Genomic DNA, 16951 nt, shown 5'->3' with positions numbered 1-16951 from the left:
CGCATGAATCCGTTTTCCGGTCACGACATCGATGCACGCGCGCGCCGGCTGCTGCGTACCCTGATTTCTCAGTATCTGTCCGATGGGGAGCCGGTCGGCTCACGCACGCTGGCGAAGTCCTCGGGCCTGGAAGTCAGCCCGGCGACTATCCGGAACATCATGGCCGACCTCGAAGAGGCCGGACTGGTCTCCTCGCCGCATACCTCGGCGGGTCGTATCCCGACGCCGCGCGGCCTGCGCCTGTTCGTCGACAGCCTGCTCGAGCTCAAGCCCCTGCCGCGCGACGACATGGCCCGCCTGCAGGGCGGCCTGCCGCCGCATCAGACGACGACACGCGACCTGCTCGGCAACGTCTCGCACCTGCTTTCGGCGATGACCCACTTCGCCGGCGTGGTCACCGTGCCGCGCCAGGGCGATTTCCCGCTGCGGCACATCGATTTCGTCAATCTGCCCGACGCGCGGGTGCTGGTGATCCTGGTCTTCTCGGATAACCAGGTGCAGAACCGCGTGGTCCAGCTCGTCCGTCCGCTGGAGTCGGCGGAGCTGGAGCAGGCGGCCAACTATCTCAACGCCCAGTTCGCCGGCTTCCGCCTGGCGGACATCCGCGCCCATCTGGCCACCGAGCTGCGCGAAGCGGGCGGGGAACTCAATCGCCTGCTCACCGGTGTGGTCGAACTGGCCACCGCCTCGTTCAGCGCCGATGAGGACGCCGACGACGTGCTGGTCAGCGGCCAGACCAACCTGATGGGTTATTCGGAGCTGGCCGACATCGAGCGGCTCCGCGACCTTTTCGACGCCTTCCAGCAGAAGCGCGACCTGCTTCAGCTGATGGAAATGTGCGTCAAAGCCCCTGGCGTACGCCTGTTCATCGGCGAGGAGTCCGGTTTTTCGGCCCTCGACGGCTGCAGCATCGTCACCGCCACCTACGGCACGAAGGGCCGCATGCTCGGCGCGATCGGAGTTATTGGACCGACGCGTATGGCATATGAGCGAGTGATCCCCGTGGTACAAGCCACCGCCGGACTGCTCAGCGACGCCTTGAATCGCGCCGCGGCGACCTCATAAACCGCCACGGGAGGCGGGTTTAGTATTTCCCGCGAATGTTCGACCCTTCCACGGAGGGGTCGGTACGCTGACATTTGGAGTAAACATGCAAAACAACGATCCCCACGCGCCGGATCCGGCGCAGGACGGCGCGGCCGACAGCGCCATCCAGGCTGAGCTCGACGCCCTCGGCGTCCAGCTGGCCACGATGGAAGCCGAGCTGGCGCAGGCCCGCGAGACGGTGCTGCGCGAAAAGGCGGAGATCGAGAACCAGCGTCGTCGCATGCAGCGCGATGTCGATCAGGCTCGCCGCTTTGCCAACGAGAAGTTGCTCGCCGAATTGCTGCCGGTCTACGACGGCATCGCCCTGGGCCTGACCAACGAGGCGGCGGATGCGAAGACGCTCCGCGAAGGCCTGCAGATGTCGCTCGATCAGCTGAAGAAGGTCACCGAGGCCAATGGACTGACCATGGTCGACCCGCTTCACCAGCCGTTCAATCCGGAGCATCACCAGGCGATCAGCTCGGTCGAGTCGAACGAGCATGCGCCCAATACCGTCGTCGCCGTGGTCCAGAAGGGCTTCGTGCTGAACGACCGTCTGCTGCGTCCGGCGCTCGTCGCCGTGGTGCGCGACCACTGAACAGCGTTACCAAAGATATTGAATCGATGGGGGTTACCCCCATTTTCCTTAGCAGTCGCGGCCGCGGGGGCCGCATGAAATTCGGAGCAACGTAACTATGGGCAAGATCATCGGTATCGACCTCGGTACGACCAACTCCTGCGTCGCAGTGATGGAAGGTTCGACCGCACGTGTCATCGAGAATGCAGAGGGCGATCGCACCACGCCGTCCATCGTGGCTTTCACCAAGGACAACGAAGTCCTCGTGGGCGCGCCGGCCAAGCGCCAGAGCGTGACCAACCCTTACAACACCTTCTACGCGGTGAAGCGCCTCATCGGTCGCAAGTTCACCGACGCCGAAGTGCAGAAAGACCTCAAGCTGGTTCCCTACGGCATCGTTGCGCACGATAACGGCGACGCCTGGGTGCAGACCGCCGACGGCAAGAAGATGGCACCGCAGGAAGTCTCCTCGAAGGTGCTGATGAAGATGAAGAAGACCGCCGAGGACTTCCTCGGTGAAGCGGTCACCGAGGCGGTCATCACGGTCCCGGCTTACTTCAACGACAGCCAGCGCCAGGCCACCAAGGACGCGGGCAAGATCGCCGGTCTCGACGTCAAGCGCATCATCAACGAGCCGACCGCTGCCGCGCTGGCTTACGGTCTGGACAAGGCTGCCACGGGTGACCGCAAGATCGCCGTGTACGATCTGGGCGGCGGCACGTTCGACGTGTCGATCATCGAGATCGCCAACGTCGACGGCGAGAAGCAGTTCGAAGTGCTGTCCACCAACGGCAACACCTTCCTCGGTGGTGAGGACTTCGACAACCGCGTCATCGACTATCTCGTCGAAGAGTTCAAGAAAGAGCAGGGCATCGACCTGCGCAAGGACCAGCTCGCGCTGCAGCGCCTGAAGGACGCCGCCGAGCGCGCGAAGATCGAGCTGTCCTCGGCGCACCAGACCGACGTGAACCTGCCGTACGTCACCGCCGATGCCTCGGGTCCGAAGCACCTGAACATCAAGCTGACCCGTGCCAAGCTCGAGTCGCTGGTGGAAGACCTGGTCAAGGGCACGATCGATCCGTGCCGCACGGCGCTGAACGATGCCGGCCTGAAGATCTCGGACATCCACGAGGTGATCCTCGTCGGTGGCCAGACCCGCATGCCCAAGGTCCAGGAAGCCGTGAAGGACTTCTTCGGCCGCGAGCCGCGCAAGGACGTCAACCCGGATGAAGCCGTCGCCGTCGGCGCCGCGATCCAGGGTGGCGTGCTGGGCGGTACCGTCAAGGACGTCCTGCTGCTCGACGTCACCCCGCTGTCGCTCGGCATCGAGACGATGGGCGGCGTGATGACCAAGCTGATCGAGAAGAACACCACGGTGCCGACCAAGGCCTCGCAGACCTTCTCCACGGCCGACGACAACCAGACCGCCGTGACCGTGCACGTGCTGCAGGGCGAGCGCGAGCGTGCCAATGCGAACAAGTCGCTGGGCAAGTTCGACCTCTCCGGCATCCGTTCGGCACCGCGCGGCCAGCCGCAGATCGAAGTGACCTTCGACATCGACGCCAACGGCATCCTGCACGTGTCGGCGAAGGACAAGGACACCGGCAAGGAACAGAAGATCGAGATCAAGGCCGGTTCGGGCCTCTCGGACGAAGAAGTCGCGCGCATGGTGGCGGACGCGGAAGCGAACCGCGAGGAAGACAAGAAGTTCCACGAGCTCGTGCAGGTGCGTAACCGTGGCGACCAGCTCGTCCACGCCACGCGCAGCCAGCTCAAGGAGCATGGCGGCAAGATTCCGGCCGAGCAGCTGGCCGGTATCGACAGCGCGGTCTCCGAGCTGGAGAAGGCCCTGGGTGGTGAAGACAAGGACGTGATCGAGTCGAAGATCACCAACCTCGAGCAGGTCGCCCAGGCGCTCTCCGCCGCGGCACAGTCCGGTGGTTCGCAGGACACCGCGCAGCAGTCGGCTCCGGGCGGCGGTTCGGCGCAGCCGGACGACGTGGTCGACGCCGAGTTCACCGAAGTCAAGGACGAGAAGAAGTAAGTCGTCTTCTTCGGTAAGTAACGACGCGCTGCGGGCTTCATGCCCGCAGCGCGGTATCGATAGTCCAGGGAAAGCACACGTGTAATGGCCAAGCGCGACTACTACGAAATTCTCGGTGTGGAACGCACCGTGACCGAGGGTGACCTCAAGAAGACGTTTCGTCGCGTTGCGATGAAGTATCACCCTGACCGCAATCCGGACGACCCGGAAGCGATCGACAAATTCAAGGAAGCCAAAGAGGCTTACGAAGTGCTGGCCGACGCGCAGAAGCGCGCGATGTACGACCAGCACGGACACGCCGCCTTCGAGGGCGGTGGGTTCGGTCGTGGCGGTGGCGCCGGTTTCGGCGACGTCGGCGATATCTTCGGCGACATCTTTGGTGACATTTTCGGCGGCGGTGGCGGGCGCCAGCGCGCCCGTCGTGGCGCCGACCTGCGCTACATGATGGATCTGGATCTCGAGGAAGCCGTGTTCGGCGTCGAGAAGAAGATCGAAGTACCGACCCAGGTCAATTGCCACCATTGCAACGGCTCCGGTTCGGAAGACGGCAAGGTGTCCAAGTGCAGCACCTGCGCCGGTCACGGCCGCGTTCGCATGCAGAACGGCATCTTCTCCATCCAGCAGGCCTGCCCGACCTGCCATGGCTCCGGCCAGAAGATCGACAAGCCCTGCAAGAAGTGCCACGGCGAAGGTCGCCTCGAGGAAGAGCGCACGCTGTCGGTGCGGATTCCGGCGGGCGTCGACAATGGCGACCGCATCCGCCTCACGGGGCAGGGCGAGGCCGGTCCTGCCGGTTCGCCGTCGGGCGATCTGTACGTGGAAGTGCGGGTGCGCGAGCACGCCATCTTCCAGCGCGACGGCAGCGATCTCTACTGCGAAGTGCCGATTCGTTTCGCCCAGGCCGCGCTCGGTACCGAACTCATGGTGCCCACGCTCGAAGGCGAGATCCCGGTCAACGTGCCACCGGAAACACAGACGGGCCACCAGTTCCGCATGCGCGGCCGTGGTGTGAAGTCGGTCCGCGGTGGCGGCACCGGCGACCTCATCTGCACCGTGGTGGTCGAAACGCCGGTACGCCTGACCAAGGAACAGCGCGAACTGCTGACGCAGCTCGAAGCCACGTTCGTCGGCGAAGGCGCCGCCAAGCACACGCCGCGCTCGACGACGTTCATCGACGGCGTCAAAGACTTCTGGTCCCGCGTCACTTCGTAAGAAGCGACTGCGTTGTGGTAACTGCATTGTGTGGGAGCCGCTTCAGCGGCGATGCTTTTGCTCGTAGGAAGAGCATCGCCGCTGAAGCGGCTCCCACAAAAAGCGGCTCCCACATCGAGCGGCCATGAACTAGGATTGCCTTCCCGCATTGCGAAGGCTCCCCCATGACCCGTCCCGCCCGTCTCGCCATCAGCGGCGCCTCCGGCCGCATGGGCACCGCGCTGCTCGGCCTCGTGCGTGAGGACGAACGCTTCGAACTCGTACGCGCGATCGTTTCGTCCGGCTCGCCGCGTCTGGGCAAGGCGGCCTTCGGCGATGTCTCGGCCTTGCGCTTCACCGACTGGACCGACGCCGGCGATATCGATGTCGTCATCGACTTCAGCGGCCCGGACGGTCTCGGCGCCGCGCTCGATTATTGCGAAGCGTCGGGCGCCTCACTCGTCACCGGCACGACCGGCCTCGAGCCCGCGTTGGAAGATCGCCTGACCAAGGCCGTCGAGCGGATCGCTGTGCTGCGCGCCGCCAACTTCAGCCTCGGCGTCGCCGTGCTCACGCGCCTGCTGCGCGAAGCCGCCGCCGCGCTGCCGGGCTGGGACCTCGATATCGTCGAAGCGCATCACGGCCGCAAGGAAGACGCGCCATCCGGTACAGCGCTGGCGCTTGGCCACGCCGCTGCGGAAGGTCGGGGCGCCACGCTGGAGGAACTGGCGGTGTATGCCCGCGAAGGTCGCCCCGGTGCGCGCAAGAACGGCACGATCGGCTTCGCCGTGGTCCGCGGTGGCGACATCGTCGGCGAGCACCAGGCCTTGCTGATGGGGCAGGGCGAGCGGATCGAGCTGGCCCACCGGGCGACGGACCGGTCGATCTTCGCCCGCGGCGCGCTCGAGGCCGCCAACTGGATCGCCGGCCGCGCCCCCGGCACCTGGTCCATCGAGGACGTCATCGCCAGCAAGATGTAGGCAGCGTTGTGGGAGCCCACCCATACCTCGAACGCGTGTTAACATTCGCGCCGAAGTCATTGGGGAGTAGCCATCCTCTACCCCGAGGAGTTCGCGTCAACATACTTGGTGGCCTCGTGCCCCATGGCGCGAACGGCACAGCGCCCGGAGAGTGCGCTGCCCGCCCGGCGAGACCTTTGGCCAGCGACATGCTTACCCGGGCCGGGCGAGCGGTGTGGCTGTGCCATCGGTATATCTCGCTCGCCCGGCCCTAGATAAAACATGCTGCTGACATGCTTTTTGTTCCTGGTTTCGGCCGGGGCTATCTATTTCGCCTGCGAGTACTTCGTCAACGGCGTCGAATGGTTCGGGCGCAAGCTCAATCTCGGCGCCACGGCTACCGGTACGGTGCTTGCCGCTTTCGGCACGGCACTGCCGGAAAGCGCGGTGACCTTCGTCGCCGTCATGTTCGGCAAGACCCCGGCAGCCCGGGATATCGGTGTCGGTGCGGCCCTGGGTGGCCCGCTGGTGCTCGCCACGATCGCCTATGCGGTCGTCGGTTTTGCTTTATATGCAGGCCGCAAGCGACTGAAAAGGCCGGACTTGCGTGTGCGCGTGGACAATAAGCGACTGGCGCGCGACCAGTCCTGGTTCCTCGCCATCTTCGTGGTGAAGGTGGGCCTCGGCCTGGTCGCCTTTGCGTGGAAGCCGTGGCTGGGTGTGCTCTTCCTGCTGGCTTATGTGGCCTACGTCTGGCGCGAAATGCGCGACGACACCAGCGCGCCCGAGGGGGAAGATGAGCTCGAACCGCTCACCTTCCGTCCGCATGACGCCAATCCCTCGATGAACTGGGTGATGCTGCAGACCGGTCTGGCGCTGGTCGTCATCGCCATCGCCTCGCGCACCTTCGTCTGGCAGCTCGAGGCGCTCGGCGACTTCTTCCATCTGTCGCCGCATATCGTCGCCCTGGTCCTGAGCCCGGTCGCCACCGAGCTGCCGGAGACGGTGAATGCGCTGATCTGGGTGCGGCAGGGCAAGGAGCGGCTGGCCCTGGCGAACATCTCGGGCGCCATGATGATCCAGGCGACGATTCCGAGTTCGCTGGCGCTGTTTGCCACCCCGTGGCTGTTCGATACGCCGCTGATCGTAGCCGGCGGCGTCACCATGGTCGCCGTGGTAGCGCTGTGGGCGATGTTCCGTCGTGGGTCGGTCGAGGCGCGCTGGCTGATGCCGATCGGCGGGCTGTACGGGGTGTTTGCGCTGTTCGTCGGCTGGTGGTTCGGCGCTCACTGAGCCGCCAAGCTCTATGTGGGAGCCGCTTCAGCGGCGATTGGGTGCTTGCCGCAATCTGGCCCGCTGCCGCGGGATCGCCGATGAATCGGCTCCCACATCGCCGATGAATCGGCTCCCACACAAATCGGCTCCCACACTCCCACAGGGTGTCAGTCGCGGTGGCTGGCGCTGCGGTCGCGGCCGGCGCCGTGCTGGCGGTCGAGCTTGCCGAAGATCTTCTTGAACACCCGGGAGAACTTGCCCCGCTTGGTCTTGCGGGCCTTTTCTTCCTCGGAGGTCAGCCAGGCGACCTGGATGACCCGGCGCTCGCCCTCGTAGGGCAGGTGGCCGTGGAAGGAGTTCTCGGCGCGGCGGAACACGGCGAACTCGCCGTAGAGCGGCTTGAGCTCCGGCGCCACCGTGTTGTCGATGTCGTCGATGGAGGCCAGGAAGCGCAGGCAGCCGTCGCTGGTGTCCGGCCACATCGGGTTGAGGTAGATCAGCGCGGTGGCGATCTTCGACTTGCTATCGGTGTGGATGGTGCCGTGGCGGCGGTTGAGCAGCCGGCACAGGGTGACCAGGGTGGGGTAGTCCGCCAGGCCGGGAATGCCCAGATGGCGCCCGATGGCCGAGGAAAACGCCCGCGAGGTCATCTGTTCGACCAGTTCGTTCACCGACGGGCCGCAGTCGCTGGCGTCGTAGGGGAAGAATCCCGCGCTGGTGTACTGGGGAAAGTCCCGTTCCAGCTCGTTGCGCGATTCGTCCGGTAGCTGGCCGTGGGCGATCATGAACGAAAACGGTTCATGCCGGATGTCGGTGTCGGGACGCTCCAGTCGGGCAGGGTCGAGCAGCATGCGGGCGGATCTCGGCTAGGTACCTCGGGCGGTATTGTATCGTGTCATGCCCGGTTGCCAGCGATTTTTCCTGCAAGGCTGTTCATGGTTTTCCGATGGACAAGAAGCCCCTTCACGCCTATCATTCATACCCGCCCAGCGATCCCTTATCCCCAAGGCCCACGAGCCGCTTCTAGCAGGCTTGCGGGCTTTGCTGCACCTGAAAGGCGGCCCATCATGCGTACTCCTGCTCTGCTTGCTCTTGAAGACGGCAGCATTTTTCACGGCCACGCGGTCGGTGCACGAGGCGAAACGATTGGCGAGGTGGTGTTCAACACCGCCATGACCGGTTATCAGGAAATCCTGACCGACCCGTCCTACTCCCGCCAGATCGTCACCCTGACGTACCCTCATATCGGCAACACCGGCACCAACGACGTCGACGTCGAGGCCGACCGCGTTCATGCGGCGGGCCTGATCGTCCGCGACGTGCCCCGGCTTGCCAGCAACTGGCGCAGCACCGAGCCGCTGCCGCAGTACCTCGAGCGCCACAACGTGGTCGCCATCGCCGGTATCGACACGCGCCGCCTCACGCGCATCCTTCGCGAGAAGGGCGCGCTCAACGGCTGCATCGTCGCCGGTGACGCCATCGACGTCGACGCCGCGGTCGCCAAGGCGAAGTCCTTCCCGGGCCTCAACGGCATGGACCTGGCGAAGGTGGTCAGCACCACCAAGACCTACCAGTGGAACGAGGGCACCTACGACCTCGACAAGCAGGCCTTCTTCAACGCGCCGAAGAAATTCCGCGTGGTGGCCTACGACTACGGCGTGAAGCAGAACATCCTGCGCCTGCTCGCCCACCGCGGCGTCGACATCACCGTGGTCCCGGCGCAGACGCCGGCCTCGGAAGTGCTCGCCATGAATCCGGACGGCATCTTCCTGGCTAACGGCCCGGGTGATCCGGCCGCTTGCGACTACGCGATCGAAGCCACGAAGCAGATCCTCGAAACGAAGATCCCGCTGTTCGGCATCTGCCTGGGTCATCAGATCCTCGCCCTGGCGATCGGCGCGAAGACGCTGAAGATGAAGTTTGGTCACCACGGCGCGAACCACCCGGTGAAGGATCTCGACACCGGCCGCGTGCTGATCAGCTCGCAGAACCACGGCTTCGCGGTGGACGCGGAAACCCTTCCGGCCAACGTGCGCGTGACGCACACCTCGTTGTTCGATGGCTCCCTGCAGGGCTTCGCACTGACCGATCGCCCGGCGTTCTGCTTCCAGGGTCATCCGGAAGCCAGCCCGGGTCCCGAAGACGTCGGTTACCTGTTCGACACGTTCATCGCCTCGATGGAAGAGCACAAGGCCAAGCGCGCGTCCTGACGCGCCGCTAGCCACCCACTCAACCATCCGCTTCGATTCGCGAGAGAAACCATGCCCAAGCGCACAGACATCAAGACCATCCTCGTCATCGGTGCCGGCCCGATCGTCATCGGCCAGGCCTGCGAGTTCGATTACTCCGGCGCCCAGGCCTGCAAGGCGCTGAAGGAAGAGGGTTACCGCGTCGTCCTGGTCAATTCGAACCCGGCGACGATCATGACCGATCCGGAGACGGCCCATGCCGTCTACATCGAGCCGATCAACTGGCAGACTGTCGAACGCATCATCGCCAAGGAGCGCCCGGATGCGGTGCTGCCGACGATGGGCGGCCAGACCGGCCTCAACTGCGCGCTCGACCTCGCCGACAACGGCGTGCTCGAGAAGTACAACGTCGAGCTGATCGGCGCGTCGCGCGAAGCCATCCGCATGGCCGAAGACCGCAACCTGTTCCGTCACGCCATGGCCGACATCGGCCTGGACTGCCCGAAGGCGGAAGTGGCGCGCTCGATGGAGCAGGCGCTGGAAATCCAGACCACCGTCGGCTTCCCGACCATCATCCGTCCCAGCTTCACGCTCGGCGGTTCGGGTGGCGGCATCGCGTACAACAAGGAAGAGTTCATCGAGATCGTCGGCCGCGGCCTCGAGCTCTCGCCCGTGCACGAAGTGCTGGTCGAGGAGTCGGTGCTGGGCTGGAAGGAATTCGAGATGGAAGTGGTTCGCGACAAGGCGGACAACTGCATCATCGTCTGCTCGATCGAGAACTTCGATCCGATGGGCGTGCACACCGGCGACTCGATCACCGTCGCGCCGGCGCAGACGCTGACCGACAAGGAATACCAGCGCCTGCGTAACGCCTCCATCGCGGTGCTGCGCAAGATCGGCGTCGACACCGGCGGCTCCAACGTGCAGTTCGGCATCAATGCCGAAGACGGTCGCGTCGTCGTCATCGAAATGAACCCGCGCGTGTCGCGTTCGTCGGCACTGGCTTCCAAGGCCACCGGCTTCCCGATCGCCAAGGTCGCCGCCAAGCTCGCCGTCGGCTACACGCTGGACGAACTGCGCAACGACATCACCGGTGGTCTGACGCCGGCGTCGTTCGAGCCGTCGATCGACTACGTCGTCACCAAGATCCCGCGCTTCGCCTTCGAGAAGTTCCCGGCTGCCGACGCCCGCCTGACCACCCAGATGAAGTCGGTGGGCGAGGTGATGGCGATGGGCCGCACCTTCCACGAGTCGCTGCAGAAAGCCCTGCGCGGCCTGGAAATCGGCAAGACCGGTCTCAATCCGACCGGCCTGGACATCGGTAGCGAGGAAGGCTTCCTGACGCTCAAGCGCGAACTGCGCGAGCCGCGTCCGGATCGGGTCTTCCACGTCGCCGACGCTTTCCGTGCCGGCCTCTCGCTGGAAGAAGTGCACGACCTCACGCGTATCGATCCGTGGTTCCTCGCCGCGTTCGAAGACATCGTGATGACCGAAGGCGAGATGCAGCGCCAGGGTCTCACCGCGCTCAACGCCGATCGCATTCGCGAACTCAAGCGCATGGGCTTCTCCGACGCGCGCATGGCCGAACTGGTCGGCACGGACGAGAACGCGCTGCGTCACCTTCGTCATACGCTGGGCGTGCGCCCGGTGTACAAGCGCGTCGACTCCTGCGCCGCCGAGTTCGCTACCACCACCGCGTACATGTATTCCACGTACGAGGAAGAGTGCGAAGCCGAGCCGACCAACCGCGACAAGATCATCGTCCTCGGCGGTGGCCCGAACCGCATCGGCCAGGGTATCGAGTTCGACTACTGCTGCGTGCACGCCGCGCTCGCCCTGCGCGAGGATGGTTTCGAGACCATCATGGTCAACTGCAACCCGGAAACCGTCTCGACCGATTACGACACCTCCGACCGCCTGTACTTCGAGCCGCTGACGCTCGAAGACGTGCTTGAGATCGTCGATCTGGAGAAGCCGAAGGGCGTCATCGTGCAGTACGGCGGCCAGACCCCGCTGAAGCTGGCGCGTGCGCTCGAAGCCGCCGGCGTGCCGGTGATCGGCACCAACGCCGAGTCGATCGACCTGGCCGAAGACCGTGAGCGCTTCCAGCACCTGATCACCAAGCTCGACCTCAAGCAGCCGCCGAACCGCACCGCGCGCAACGCGGACGAAGCACTGGCCCTGGCCCGCGAGATCGGCTACCCGCTGGTCGTGCGTCCGAGCTACGTGCTCGGTGGCCGCGCCATGGAAATCGTCTACGCCGATGCCGACCTCTCGCGCTACATCCGCGATGCCGTGCAGGTCTCCAACGATTCGCCGGTGCTGCTCGACCGCTTCCTCGACCACGCTGTGGAAGTGGACGTGGACATCGTCGCCGATGCCGACGGCAACGTGCTGGTCGGCGGCATCATGGAGCACATCGAAGAGGCCGGCGTGCACTCGGGCGACTCCTCGTGCTCGCTGCCTCCGTACTCGCTCTCGCAGGAAGTGCAGGACGAAATGCGCCGCCAGGTCACCCTGCTGGCGCGTGAGCTGAAGGTCATCGGCCTGATGAATACCCAGTTCGCCATCCAGGGCGACGACGTCTTCATTCTCGAAGTGAATCCGCGCGCTTCGCGTACGGTGCCCTTCGTCTGCAAGGCCACGGGCATGTCGCTGGCGAAGATCGCCGCGCGCGCCATGGCCGGCCGCACGCTGGTCGAGCAGGGCACGACGAAGGAAATCATCCCGTCGTACTACTCGGTGAAGGAAGCGATTTTCCCGTTCCTGAAGTTCCAGAACGTCGACCCGATCCTCGGCCCCGAGATGAAGTCCACCGGCGAAGTGATGGGCGTGGGCCGCACCTTCGGTGCCGCCTTCGCACGTGGCCACGAGGCCGCGGGTATCAAGGCACCGCCCAAGGGCAAGGTGTTCATGTCCGTGCGCGATGCCGACAAGGACCGCCTGCTGCCGATCGCCAGGGACGTCGCCGATCGTGGCTACGTCGTGGTCGCGACCTCGGGTACGGCGAAGTTCCTGCAGGACAACGGCGTGCCGTGCGAGCGCATCAACAAAGTGCTCGAAGGCCGTCCGCACATCGTTGACCTGATCAAGAACGGCGAAGTGGTCTATATCGTCAACACGACGGAAGGCAAGCAGGCCATTTCCGATTCGTTCTCGATCCGTCGTGAAGCGCTGCAGCAGCGCGTCACGTATTCCACGACGGTCGCAGGCGCGCGTGCCCTGGTGCACTCGCTCGACTTCCACGCCAACGGCGAAGTGAACAGCCTGCAGGACCTGCACAAGGAGTTGAATGTATGAGCAGCCGTCCTCCGATGACCCAGAAGGGCGCCGATCGCCTGCGTGGGGAGCTGGAACACATGAAGGGCCCGAAGCGCCAGGCGATTATCGCCGCGGTCGCCGAGGCGCGCGCGCACGGTGACCTCAAAGAGAACGCCGAGTACCACGCTGCCCGCGAGGAACACGGCTTCAACGAGGGTCGGATCGCGGAGCTGGAAGCCGCGCTGTCGAACTCGGAGATCATCGACACCGAGCGCCTGAACGTCGCCAGTGGCCGCATCGTGTTCGGCGCCATCGTCGACCTGATCGACGTGGACACCGATACCGCGGTGACCTACCAGATCGTCGGCGACGTCGAGGCCGACATCAAGAAAGGCCTGATCGCCGTCTCCTCACCGATCGCCCGCGCCCTCATCGGCAAGAGCGAGGGCGACGAGTTCGACTTCACCGCGCCGAACGGCGTGAAGACGTACTCGATCGAAAAGGTTCGCTACGTCTGATCGGTAGCAGCTAAGCGACGAGAAAAACGCCCCTCACGGGGCGTTTTTTTTGCCTTCTCTTGTAGGAGCCGATTCATCGGCGATCCCGCGGCAGCGGGCCAGGTTATCTGTAGGAGCCGATGCATCGGCGATCCCGCGGCAGCGGGCCAGGTTGTCTGTAGGAGCCGATTCATCGGCGATCCCGCGGCAGCGGGCCAGGTTATCGCGAGCACCCAATCGCCGCTGAAGCGGCTCCCACAGGGAGCATCGCCGATGAATCGGCTCCTACCGAGCGATTGCTTGCAGGATCCGTTCGAGCTTGTCGGGATTGCGCTGGACGTGGATCTGCGTGATGTGGTCGCCGTCGATCACGTAGGTCTGCACGGATTCGAGGGCGCCGTTGAGGTAGCGCAGCAGCGACGTCTCGCCATTGATCGTGGCGACCTGCAGGCGCAGGCCGTACTTGTAGCGCAGGTTCGCCGCATAGAAGAGCTGGGCGATGCGCTGGCCGCCGAGCATCGGCTTCGGGAAGCTGATGACCTTGCCGCCGCCGTCGCCCATCAGTACGGCGTCGGTGGCCAGCATCGAGCGGATGGCGGAGAAATCGCCGGCGGACAGGGCGCTGGCGAACCGGTGCATGAGCCGGCGGTGAGCGTCCGGCGTGACCGACTGACGGGGGCGTTCGTCGCGAATCTGGTCCTTGGCGCGGTGGACGAGCTGACGGCAGGCCGCCTCCGTCTTGCCCAGGGTATGCGCGATCTCCGGATAGTCGGCGTCCAGTACCTCACGCAGGAGGAAGGCAGCACGCGCTTCCGGGGTGAGGCGTTCCAGCAGGAGGAGAAAGGCGACCGATACGTCGCTGGAGAGCTCCTGCAGGGACTCGGGAGAGGCGGCCTCCTCGGTCAGGACCGGCTCGGGCAGCCAGATGCCCGTGTAGTGCTCCCGGCGCGCCTTGGCCGCCCGCAGGCGATCGATCGCGCGCCGGGTGGTCGTGGTGACCAGCCAGGCCTCGGCGTTGTCGATCGCGGCCTGGTTGGCGTCGTTCCAGGTGATCCAGACATCCTGCACGACATCCTCGGACTCGGAAACCGAGCCGAGCATGCGATAGGCGATGCCGTGCAGGCGCGGGCGGAGCGCGGTGAAGGTGGCAGTTGCGTCGTTCATGGACACTAAGACGTAGCTCCCCTGGTCTGTGTGACAAGGGTACGTCAGCGGAACGACGCCGACTTGGCGAACCTGTCTTAATTGACGGGCGTAAGCACCGGCGCGTTCTGGTTCTTCAGCAGGAACACCACGAACTTCGCCGGCTTGGTCTTGCTGGCGTTGCGGCCCACCGTATGGATGTCGTTCGGGCCCTCGTAGAAGGTGTCGCCCGGCTTGAGCACCTGTTCCTTCTGGCCTTTCACGCCCATGATGATCGATCCCTCGAGCACATAGACGATGGCGTGCGCGTCATGGCGATGCACGGGATCGACCGCGCCAGGCGGGTAATCGACGGTGATGGTGAGGATCTCCTTGCCCGGGAAGTCGGGCAGGGCCTTGGTCATGTTTTCGCTGACCTTGGCCAGGGGAGCCCCGGCGTCGCCATGGGTGGCGTCACCGTGCGTGGCAGCATCATGGGCGGCAGCGTTACCGGAGATCAACAGCACGAGCAGGGCGAGCGTCTTAACGTGTTTCATCGGAGGTTCCTCGCGGGCAGGAAGGGCGAGGCGGCGTACGCCTCGCCCGAAAAGCAGGATTCAGGAGAGGTTGGCCTTCTCGAGGCCGTACGCCTTGTCGGCACTGCCCGGCTCGATGTGGAAGGCGATATTGACGCGGTTCCAGGCATTGATGGCCATGACTGAGAATGTCAGGTCTGAGATTTCCTTCTCGGAGAGCTGCGTGCGTACGCGCTCGTAGAGGTCATCGGCGACGCCCTGCGCGGGGATCTGCGTGAGCACTTCGGCCCAGGCGAGGCAGGCACGTTCGCGTGGCGAGAACAGGTTCGACTCGCGCCAGATGGCGACGTGGTGCAGGCGCAAGGCGCGCTCGCCATGGATCGTCGCGTGCTTGACGTGCATGTCCACACAGAAGGCGCAGCCATTGAGCTGCGAGACGCGGAGCTGGACGAGATCGCGGATAGAATCTTCAATCGACGAGTGATTCAGGGTCATCGTGAACTCGAGGAACTTGCGGAACGGTTCCGGGGACAGCTTCTGATAGTCGACGCGCATCTGATGGCCTTGTTAGCGATGGGAAGGATGGGTGCGAGGGAAAGGTTAGGCGCGCCCGATCGATGCCGGTAGATCCGGATACGGGACCACGGTGTTGCGTCGCGAACACCAATGTGGGAGCCGATTTATCGGCGAATGGGTGCTTGCGGCATCCCGGCCCGCTGCCGCGGATTCGCCGATGAATCGGCTCCCACAATCGCCGATGAATCGGCTCCCACAAAAATCTATCTACCGTTGTCACAACGTCCTTGCCTGCCACGTCTGTTGGATATGGACGAACGAAACGACTCATTCGACGTGGTGTGGCCCGGACTGTTGGCCTTGCTGGATGACTTGCCTACGGATGCACGTGTCGCCTTCCTGCTCAGCCAGGTATTCGACATGCGCTTGGATGACGTGGCAGCGCTGTTGCGCAGCGACGCTGCCCATTGCCGGGAGCTTGTCGAGCGAGCGCGCGAGCAGATCCATGCTGTCCGCCACGAGAAGAAAGAACGCGGAGGAGCGCTATGACTATCAATCGCCCAGAAACCGCCGTTGCCGAACCGGCAGACGCGCTGGCCTCGAGTTTTTCCGCAAGTTACGCCGGTGTTATCGCCTTCATCGCCGTCGTGAACGAAGGCAGCTTCGCCAGGGCGGCGGACCGTCTCGGCATCGGTCGATCGGCGGTCAGCCGCAGCGTGCAGAAGCTGGAAGGACAGGTCGGTGCGCGGCTGTTCATTCGCACCACGCGCAGCAATGCCTTGACGCGCGAGGGCGAAATCTTCTTCGAGAACTGCAAGCCAGGCGTCGAACGCATCACGAGGGCGCTGGCCGACATGCAGGACCTCCGCGAGGGACCGCCCCGCGGCCAGCTGCGAATCAGCTCGGCGGTCGGCTTCGGTCGCAAGGTGGTGGCACCCCTGCTCAACGGCTTTCGTGACCTCTATCCGGAGATCGCGGTGGACCTTCTTCTCGACGATCACACCGCCGACTTCACGACGGACCAGATCGATGTGTCGTTCCGCAACGGGCGCCTGGAAGACAGTCAGGTGATCGCGCGGCAGTTGATTCCCATGCAGATGGTCGTCTGCGCCTCGCCGGCTTATGTGGCCGTCCACGGCTTGCCGCGTAGCACGGCCGAACTGGTCGACCACCAATGTCTCAACTTCCGGCTGGCATCGGGTCGTATCCACGAGTGGGAGTTCAAGGTCGACGGCCGCCTGCAGAAGGTGATGCCCAAGGCCATGCTCACCTTCAACGACACCGACCTCTTGCTGGAGGCCGCGCTCGACGGTCGTGGCGTGGTCCAGCTCGCCGGCTACCAGGTATGCGAACACCTGCGAACCGGGCGTCTGCTGTCATGCCTTCCGCAATACACGCCGGACGACCGGGGTCACTACATCTGTTACCTCAGCCGGCAACAGCTGCCGACGCGCATCCGGGTCTTCATCGATTACATGATCGCCCGGGTACGTGCGCTGGACCTGCAATGCGTCAGCAGTCTTTCCGTCGCGGCGGTGCTCGGCAACCTGCTCGCAGGCGCCATCTGACGATTGGTGCCTCACGGGCAACACCGTAGTCCTGCTCAAGGTTCTACCGGCAGCCCTGCCGCGCGCCTACTGTTTCCCCACTCCCGCCTGATCCTCTCCGGACCGCGGCGCCCCCTCGTTCGACCAGGAG

General features: G+C 64.6%; 15 protein-coding genes and 1 riboswitch. Of the genes, 11 read left to right on the top strand and 4 right to left on the bottom strand.

What is annotated here, in order from left to right:
- Positions 1-3: 3 nt before the first annotated feature.
- The 6 genes from hrcA to BJI69_RS20800 all read left to right on the top strand — a co-directional run bounded on the left by hrcA (position 4) and on the right by BJI69_RS20800 (position 7150).
- The gene (gene hrcA, locus BJI69_RS20825; protein WP_046966300.1) at positions 4-1065 is read left to right on the top strand and encodes a heat-inducible transcriptional repressor HrcA; all 1062 of its coding nucleotides are present in this window, start codon (positions 4-6) and stop codon (positions 1063-1065) included.
- 85 nt (positions 1066-1150) lie between these two features.
- Positions 1151-1684 (top strand): nucleotide exchange factor GrpE, encoded by a 534-nt coding sequence (grpE, locus tag BJI69_RS20820; RefSeq protein ID WP_046966301.1) that lies wholly within the window; start codon positions 1151-1153, stop codon positions 1682-1684.
- Positions 1685-1781: 97 nt separating this feature from the next.
- Positions 1782-3707 (top strand): molecular chaperone DnaK, encoded by a 1926-nt coding sequence (dnaK, locus tag BJI69_RS20815; RefSeq protein WP_046966302.1) that lies wholly within the window; start codon positions 1782-1784, stop codon positions 3705-3707.
- Between the two features lie 84 nt (positions 3708-3791).
- The gene (dnaJ, locus tag BJI69_RS20810; RefSeq protein WP_046966303.1) at positions 3792-4919 is read left to right on the top strand and encodes a molecular chaperone DnaJ; all 1128 of its coding nucleotides are present in this window, start codon (positions 3792-3794) and stop codon (positions 4917-4919) included.
- A 164-nt stretch (positions 4920-5083) separates the two neighbouring features.
- On the top strand, positions 5084-5878 hold the full coding sequence (gene dapB / locus BJI69_RS20805; RefSeq protein WP_046966304.1) for a 4-hydroxy-tetrahydrodipicolinate reductase: 795 nt from the start codon (positions 5084-5086) through the stop codon (positions 5876-5878).
- A gap of 49 nt (positions 5879-5927) precedes the next feature.
- Positions 5928-6120, top strand: a riboswitch (yybP-ykoY riboswitch).
- Positions 6121-6139: 19 nt separating this feature from the next.
- Entirely contained in the window at positions 6140-7150 is a 1011-nt protein-coding gene (locus tag BJI69_RS20800) for a sodium:calcium antiporter (RefSeq protein WP_046966305.1), read from the top strand.
- A gap of 149 nt (positions 7151-7299) precedes the next feature.
- Here BJI69_RS20800 and BJI69_RS20795 read toward each other — a convergent pair whose 3' ends face one another.
- On the bottom strand, positions 7300-7983 hold the full coding sequence (locus BJI69_RS20795; RefSeq protein WP_046966306.1) for a 2OG-Fe(II) oxygenase family protein: 684 nt from the start codon (positions 7981-7983) through the stop codon (positions 7300-7302).
- 216 nt (positions 7984-8199) lie between these two features.
- Between BJI69_RS20795 and carA the strand changes: the two genes are divergently transcribed.
- From carA to greA, 3 genes are read left to right on the top strand one after another with little or no spacing between them, the layout of a single operon-like run.
- Positions 8200-9342 carry a glutamine-hydrolyzing carbamoyl-phosphate synthase small subunit gene (gene carA, locus BJI69_RS20790; protein WP_046966307.1) on the top strand — a complete coding sequence of 381 codons (1143 nt, stop codon included), beginning with the start codon at positions 8200-8202 and terminating at the stop codon, positions 9340-9342.
- 51 nt (positions 9343-9393) lie between these two features.
- Positions 9394-12621, top strand: coding sequence for a carbamoyl-phosphate synthase large subunit (gene carB, locus BJI69_RS20785; RefSeq protein ID WP_046966308.1), 3228 nt, complete (start codon positions 9394-9396; stop codon positions 12619-12621).
- Positions 12618-13100: a transcription elongation factor GreA gene (greA, locus tag BJI69_RS20780; protein WP_046966309.1), complete on the top strand. Its 483-nt coding sequence runs from the start codon at positions 12618-12620 to the stop codon at positions 13098-13100. Before carB ends, greA begins: the two co-directional genes overlap by 4 nt.
- A 264-nt stretch (positions 13101-13364) precedes the next feature.
- Here the strand turns inward: greA and BJI69_RS20775 are convergent, their stop codons facing one another.
- The 3 genes from BJI69_RS20775 to BJI69_RS20765 form a co-directional block, all read right to left on the bottom strand.
- Positions 13365-14243 carry an RNA polymerase sigma-70 factor gene (locus BJI69_RS20775; protein WP_046966310.1) on the bottom strand — a complete coding sequence of 293 codons (879 nt, stop codon included), beginning with the start codon at positions 14241-14243 and terminating at the stop codon, positions 13365-13367.
- A gap of 77 nt (positions 14244-14320) precedes the next feature.
- A complete protein-coding gene (locus tag BJI69_RS20770; RefSeq protein WP_046966311.1) occupies positions 14321-14758 on the bottom strand; it encodes a cupin domain-containing protein in 438 nt (145 codons plus the stop codon).
- A 60-nt stretch (positions 14759-14818) separates the two neighbouring features.
- The gene (locus BJI69_RS20765) at positions 14819-15292 is read right to left on the bottom strand and encodes a carboxymuconolactone decarboxylase family protein (RefSeq protein WP_046966312.1); all 474 of its coding nucleotides are present in this window, start codon (positions 15290-15292) and stop codon (positions 14819-14821) included.
- A 270-nt stretch (positions 15293-15562) separates the two neighbouring features.
- On the opposite strand from BJI69_RS20765, the gene BJI69_RS20760 reads away from it, so the two are divergent.
- Together BJI69_RS20760 and BJI69_RS20755 are read left to right on the top strand one after the other, a co-directional pair.
- Positions 15563-15802 (top strand): sigma factor-like helix-turn-helix DNA-binding protein, encoded by a 240-nt coding sequence (locus BJI69_RS20760; protein ID WP_046966313.1) that lies wholly within the window; start codon positions 15563-15565, stop codon positions 15800-15802.
- Positions 15799-16821, top strand: coding sequence for a LysR family transcriptional regulator (locus BJI69_RS20755; protein WP_046966314.1), 1023 nt, complete (start codon positions 15799-15801; stop codon positions 16819-16821). The genes BJI69_RS20760 and BJI69_RS20755 overlap by 4 nt, the downstream gene beginning before the upstream one ends.
- Positions 16822-16951: the final 130 nt, after the last annotated feature.

Source organism: Luteibacter rhizovicinus DSM 16549, from assembly GCF_001887595.1.
Lineage (GTDB): Bacteria > Pseudomonadota > Gammaproteobacteria > Xanthomonadales > Rhodanobacteraceae > Luteibacter > Luteibacter rhizovicinus.
This window is presented reverse-complemented; position numbering and strand designations above follow the sequence as displayed.

What these genes read in the sequence shown, in the direction of transcription:
- hrcA (WP_046966300.1), top strand. Translation starts at nt 4, where the DNA reads ATGAATCCGTTTTCCGGTCACGACATCGATGCACGCGCGCGCCGGCTG.
- grpE (WP_046966301.1), top strand. Translation starts at nt 1,151, where the DNA reads ATGCAAAACAACGATCCCCACGCGCCGGATCCGGCGCAGGACGGCGCG.
- dnaK (WP_046966302.1), top strand. Translation starts at nt 1,782, where the DNA reads ATGGGCAAGATCATCGGTATCGACCTCGGTACGACCAACTCCTGCGTC.
- dnaJ (WP_046966303.1), top strand. Translation starts at nt 3,792, where the DNA reads ATGGCCAAGCGCGACTACTACGAAATTCTCGGTGTGGAACGCACCGTG.
- dapB (WP_046966304.1), top strand. Translation starts at nt 5,084, where the DNA reads ATGACCCGTCCCGCCCGTCTCGCCATCAGCGGCGCCTCCGGCCGCATG.
- BJI69_RS20800 (WP_046966305.1), top strand. Translation starts at nt 6,140, where the DNA reads ATGCTGCTGACATGCTTTTTGTTCCTGGTTTCGGCCGGGGCTATCTAT.
- BJI69_RS20795 (WP_046966306.1), bottom strand. Translation starts at nt 7,983, where the DNA reads ATGCTGCTCGACCCTGCCCGACTGGAGCGTCCCGACACCGACATCCGG.
- carA (WP_046966307.1), top strand. Translation starts at nt 8,200, where the DNA reads ATGCGTACTCCTGCTCTGCTTGCTCTTGAAGACGGCAGCATTTTTCAC.
- carB (WP_046966308.1), top strand. Translation starts at nt 9,394, where the DNA reads ATGCCCAAGCGCACAGACATCAAGACCATCCTCGTCATCGGTGCCGGC.
- greA (WP_046966309.1), top strand. Translation starts at nt 12,618, where the DNA reads ATGAGCAGCCGTCCTCCGATGACCCAGAAGGGCGCCGATCGCCTGCGT.
- BJI69_RS20775 (WP_046966310.1), bottom strand. Translation starts at nt 14,243, where the DNA reads ATGAACGACGCAACTGCCACCTTCACCGCGCTCCGCCCGCGCCTGCAC.
- BJI69_RS20770 (WP_046966311.1), bottom strand. Translation starts at nt 14,758, where the DNA reads ATGAAACACGTTAAGACGCTCGCCCTGCTCGTGCTGTTGATCTCCGGT.
- BJI69_RS20765 (WP_046966312.1), bottom strand. Translation starts at nt 15,292, where the DNA reads ATGCGCGTCGACTATCAGAAGCTGTCCCCGGAACCGTTCCGCAAGTTC.
- BJI69_RS20760 (WP_046966313.1), top strand. Translation starts at nt 15,563, where the DNA reads ATGGACGAACGAAACGACTCATTCGACGTGGTGTGGCCCGGACTGTTG.
- BJI69_RS20755 (WP_046966314.1), top strand. Translation starts at nt 15,799, where the DNA reads ATGACTATCAATCGCCCAGAAACCGCCGTTGCCGAACCGGCAGACGCG.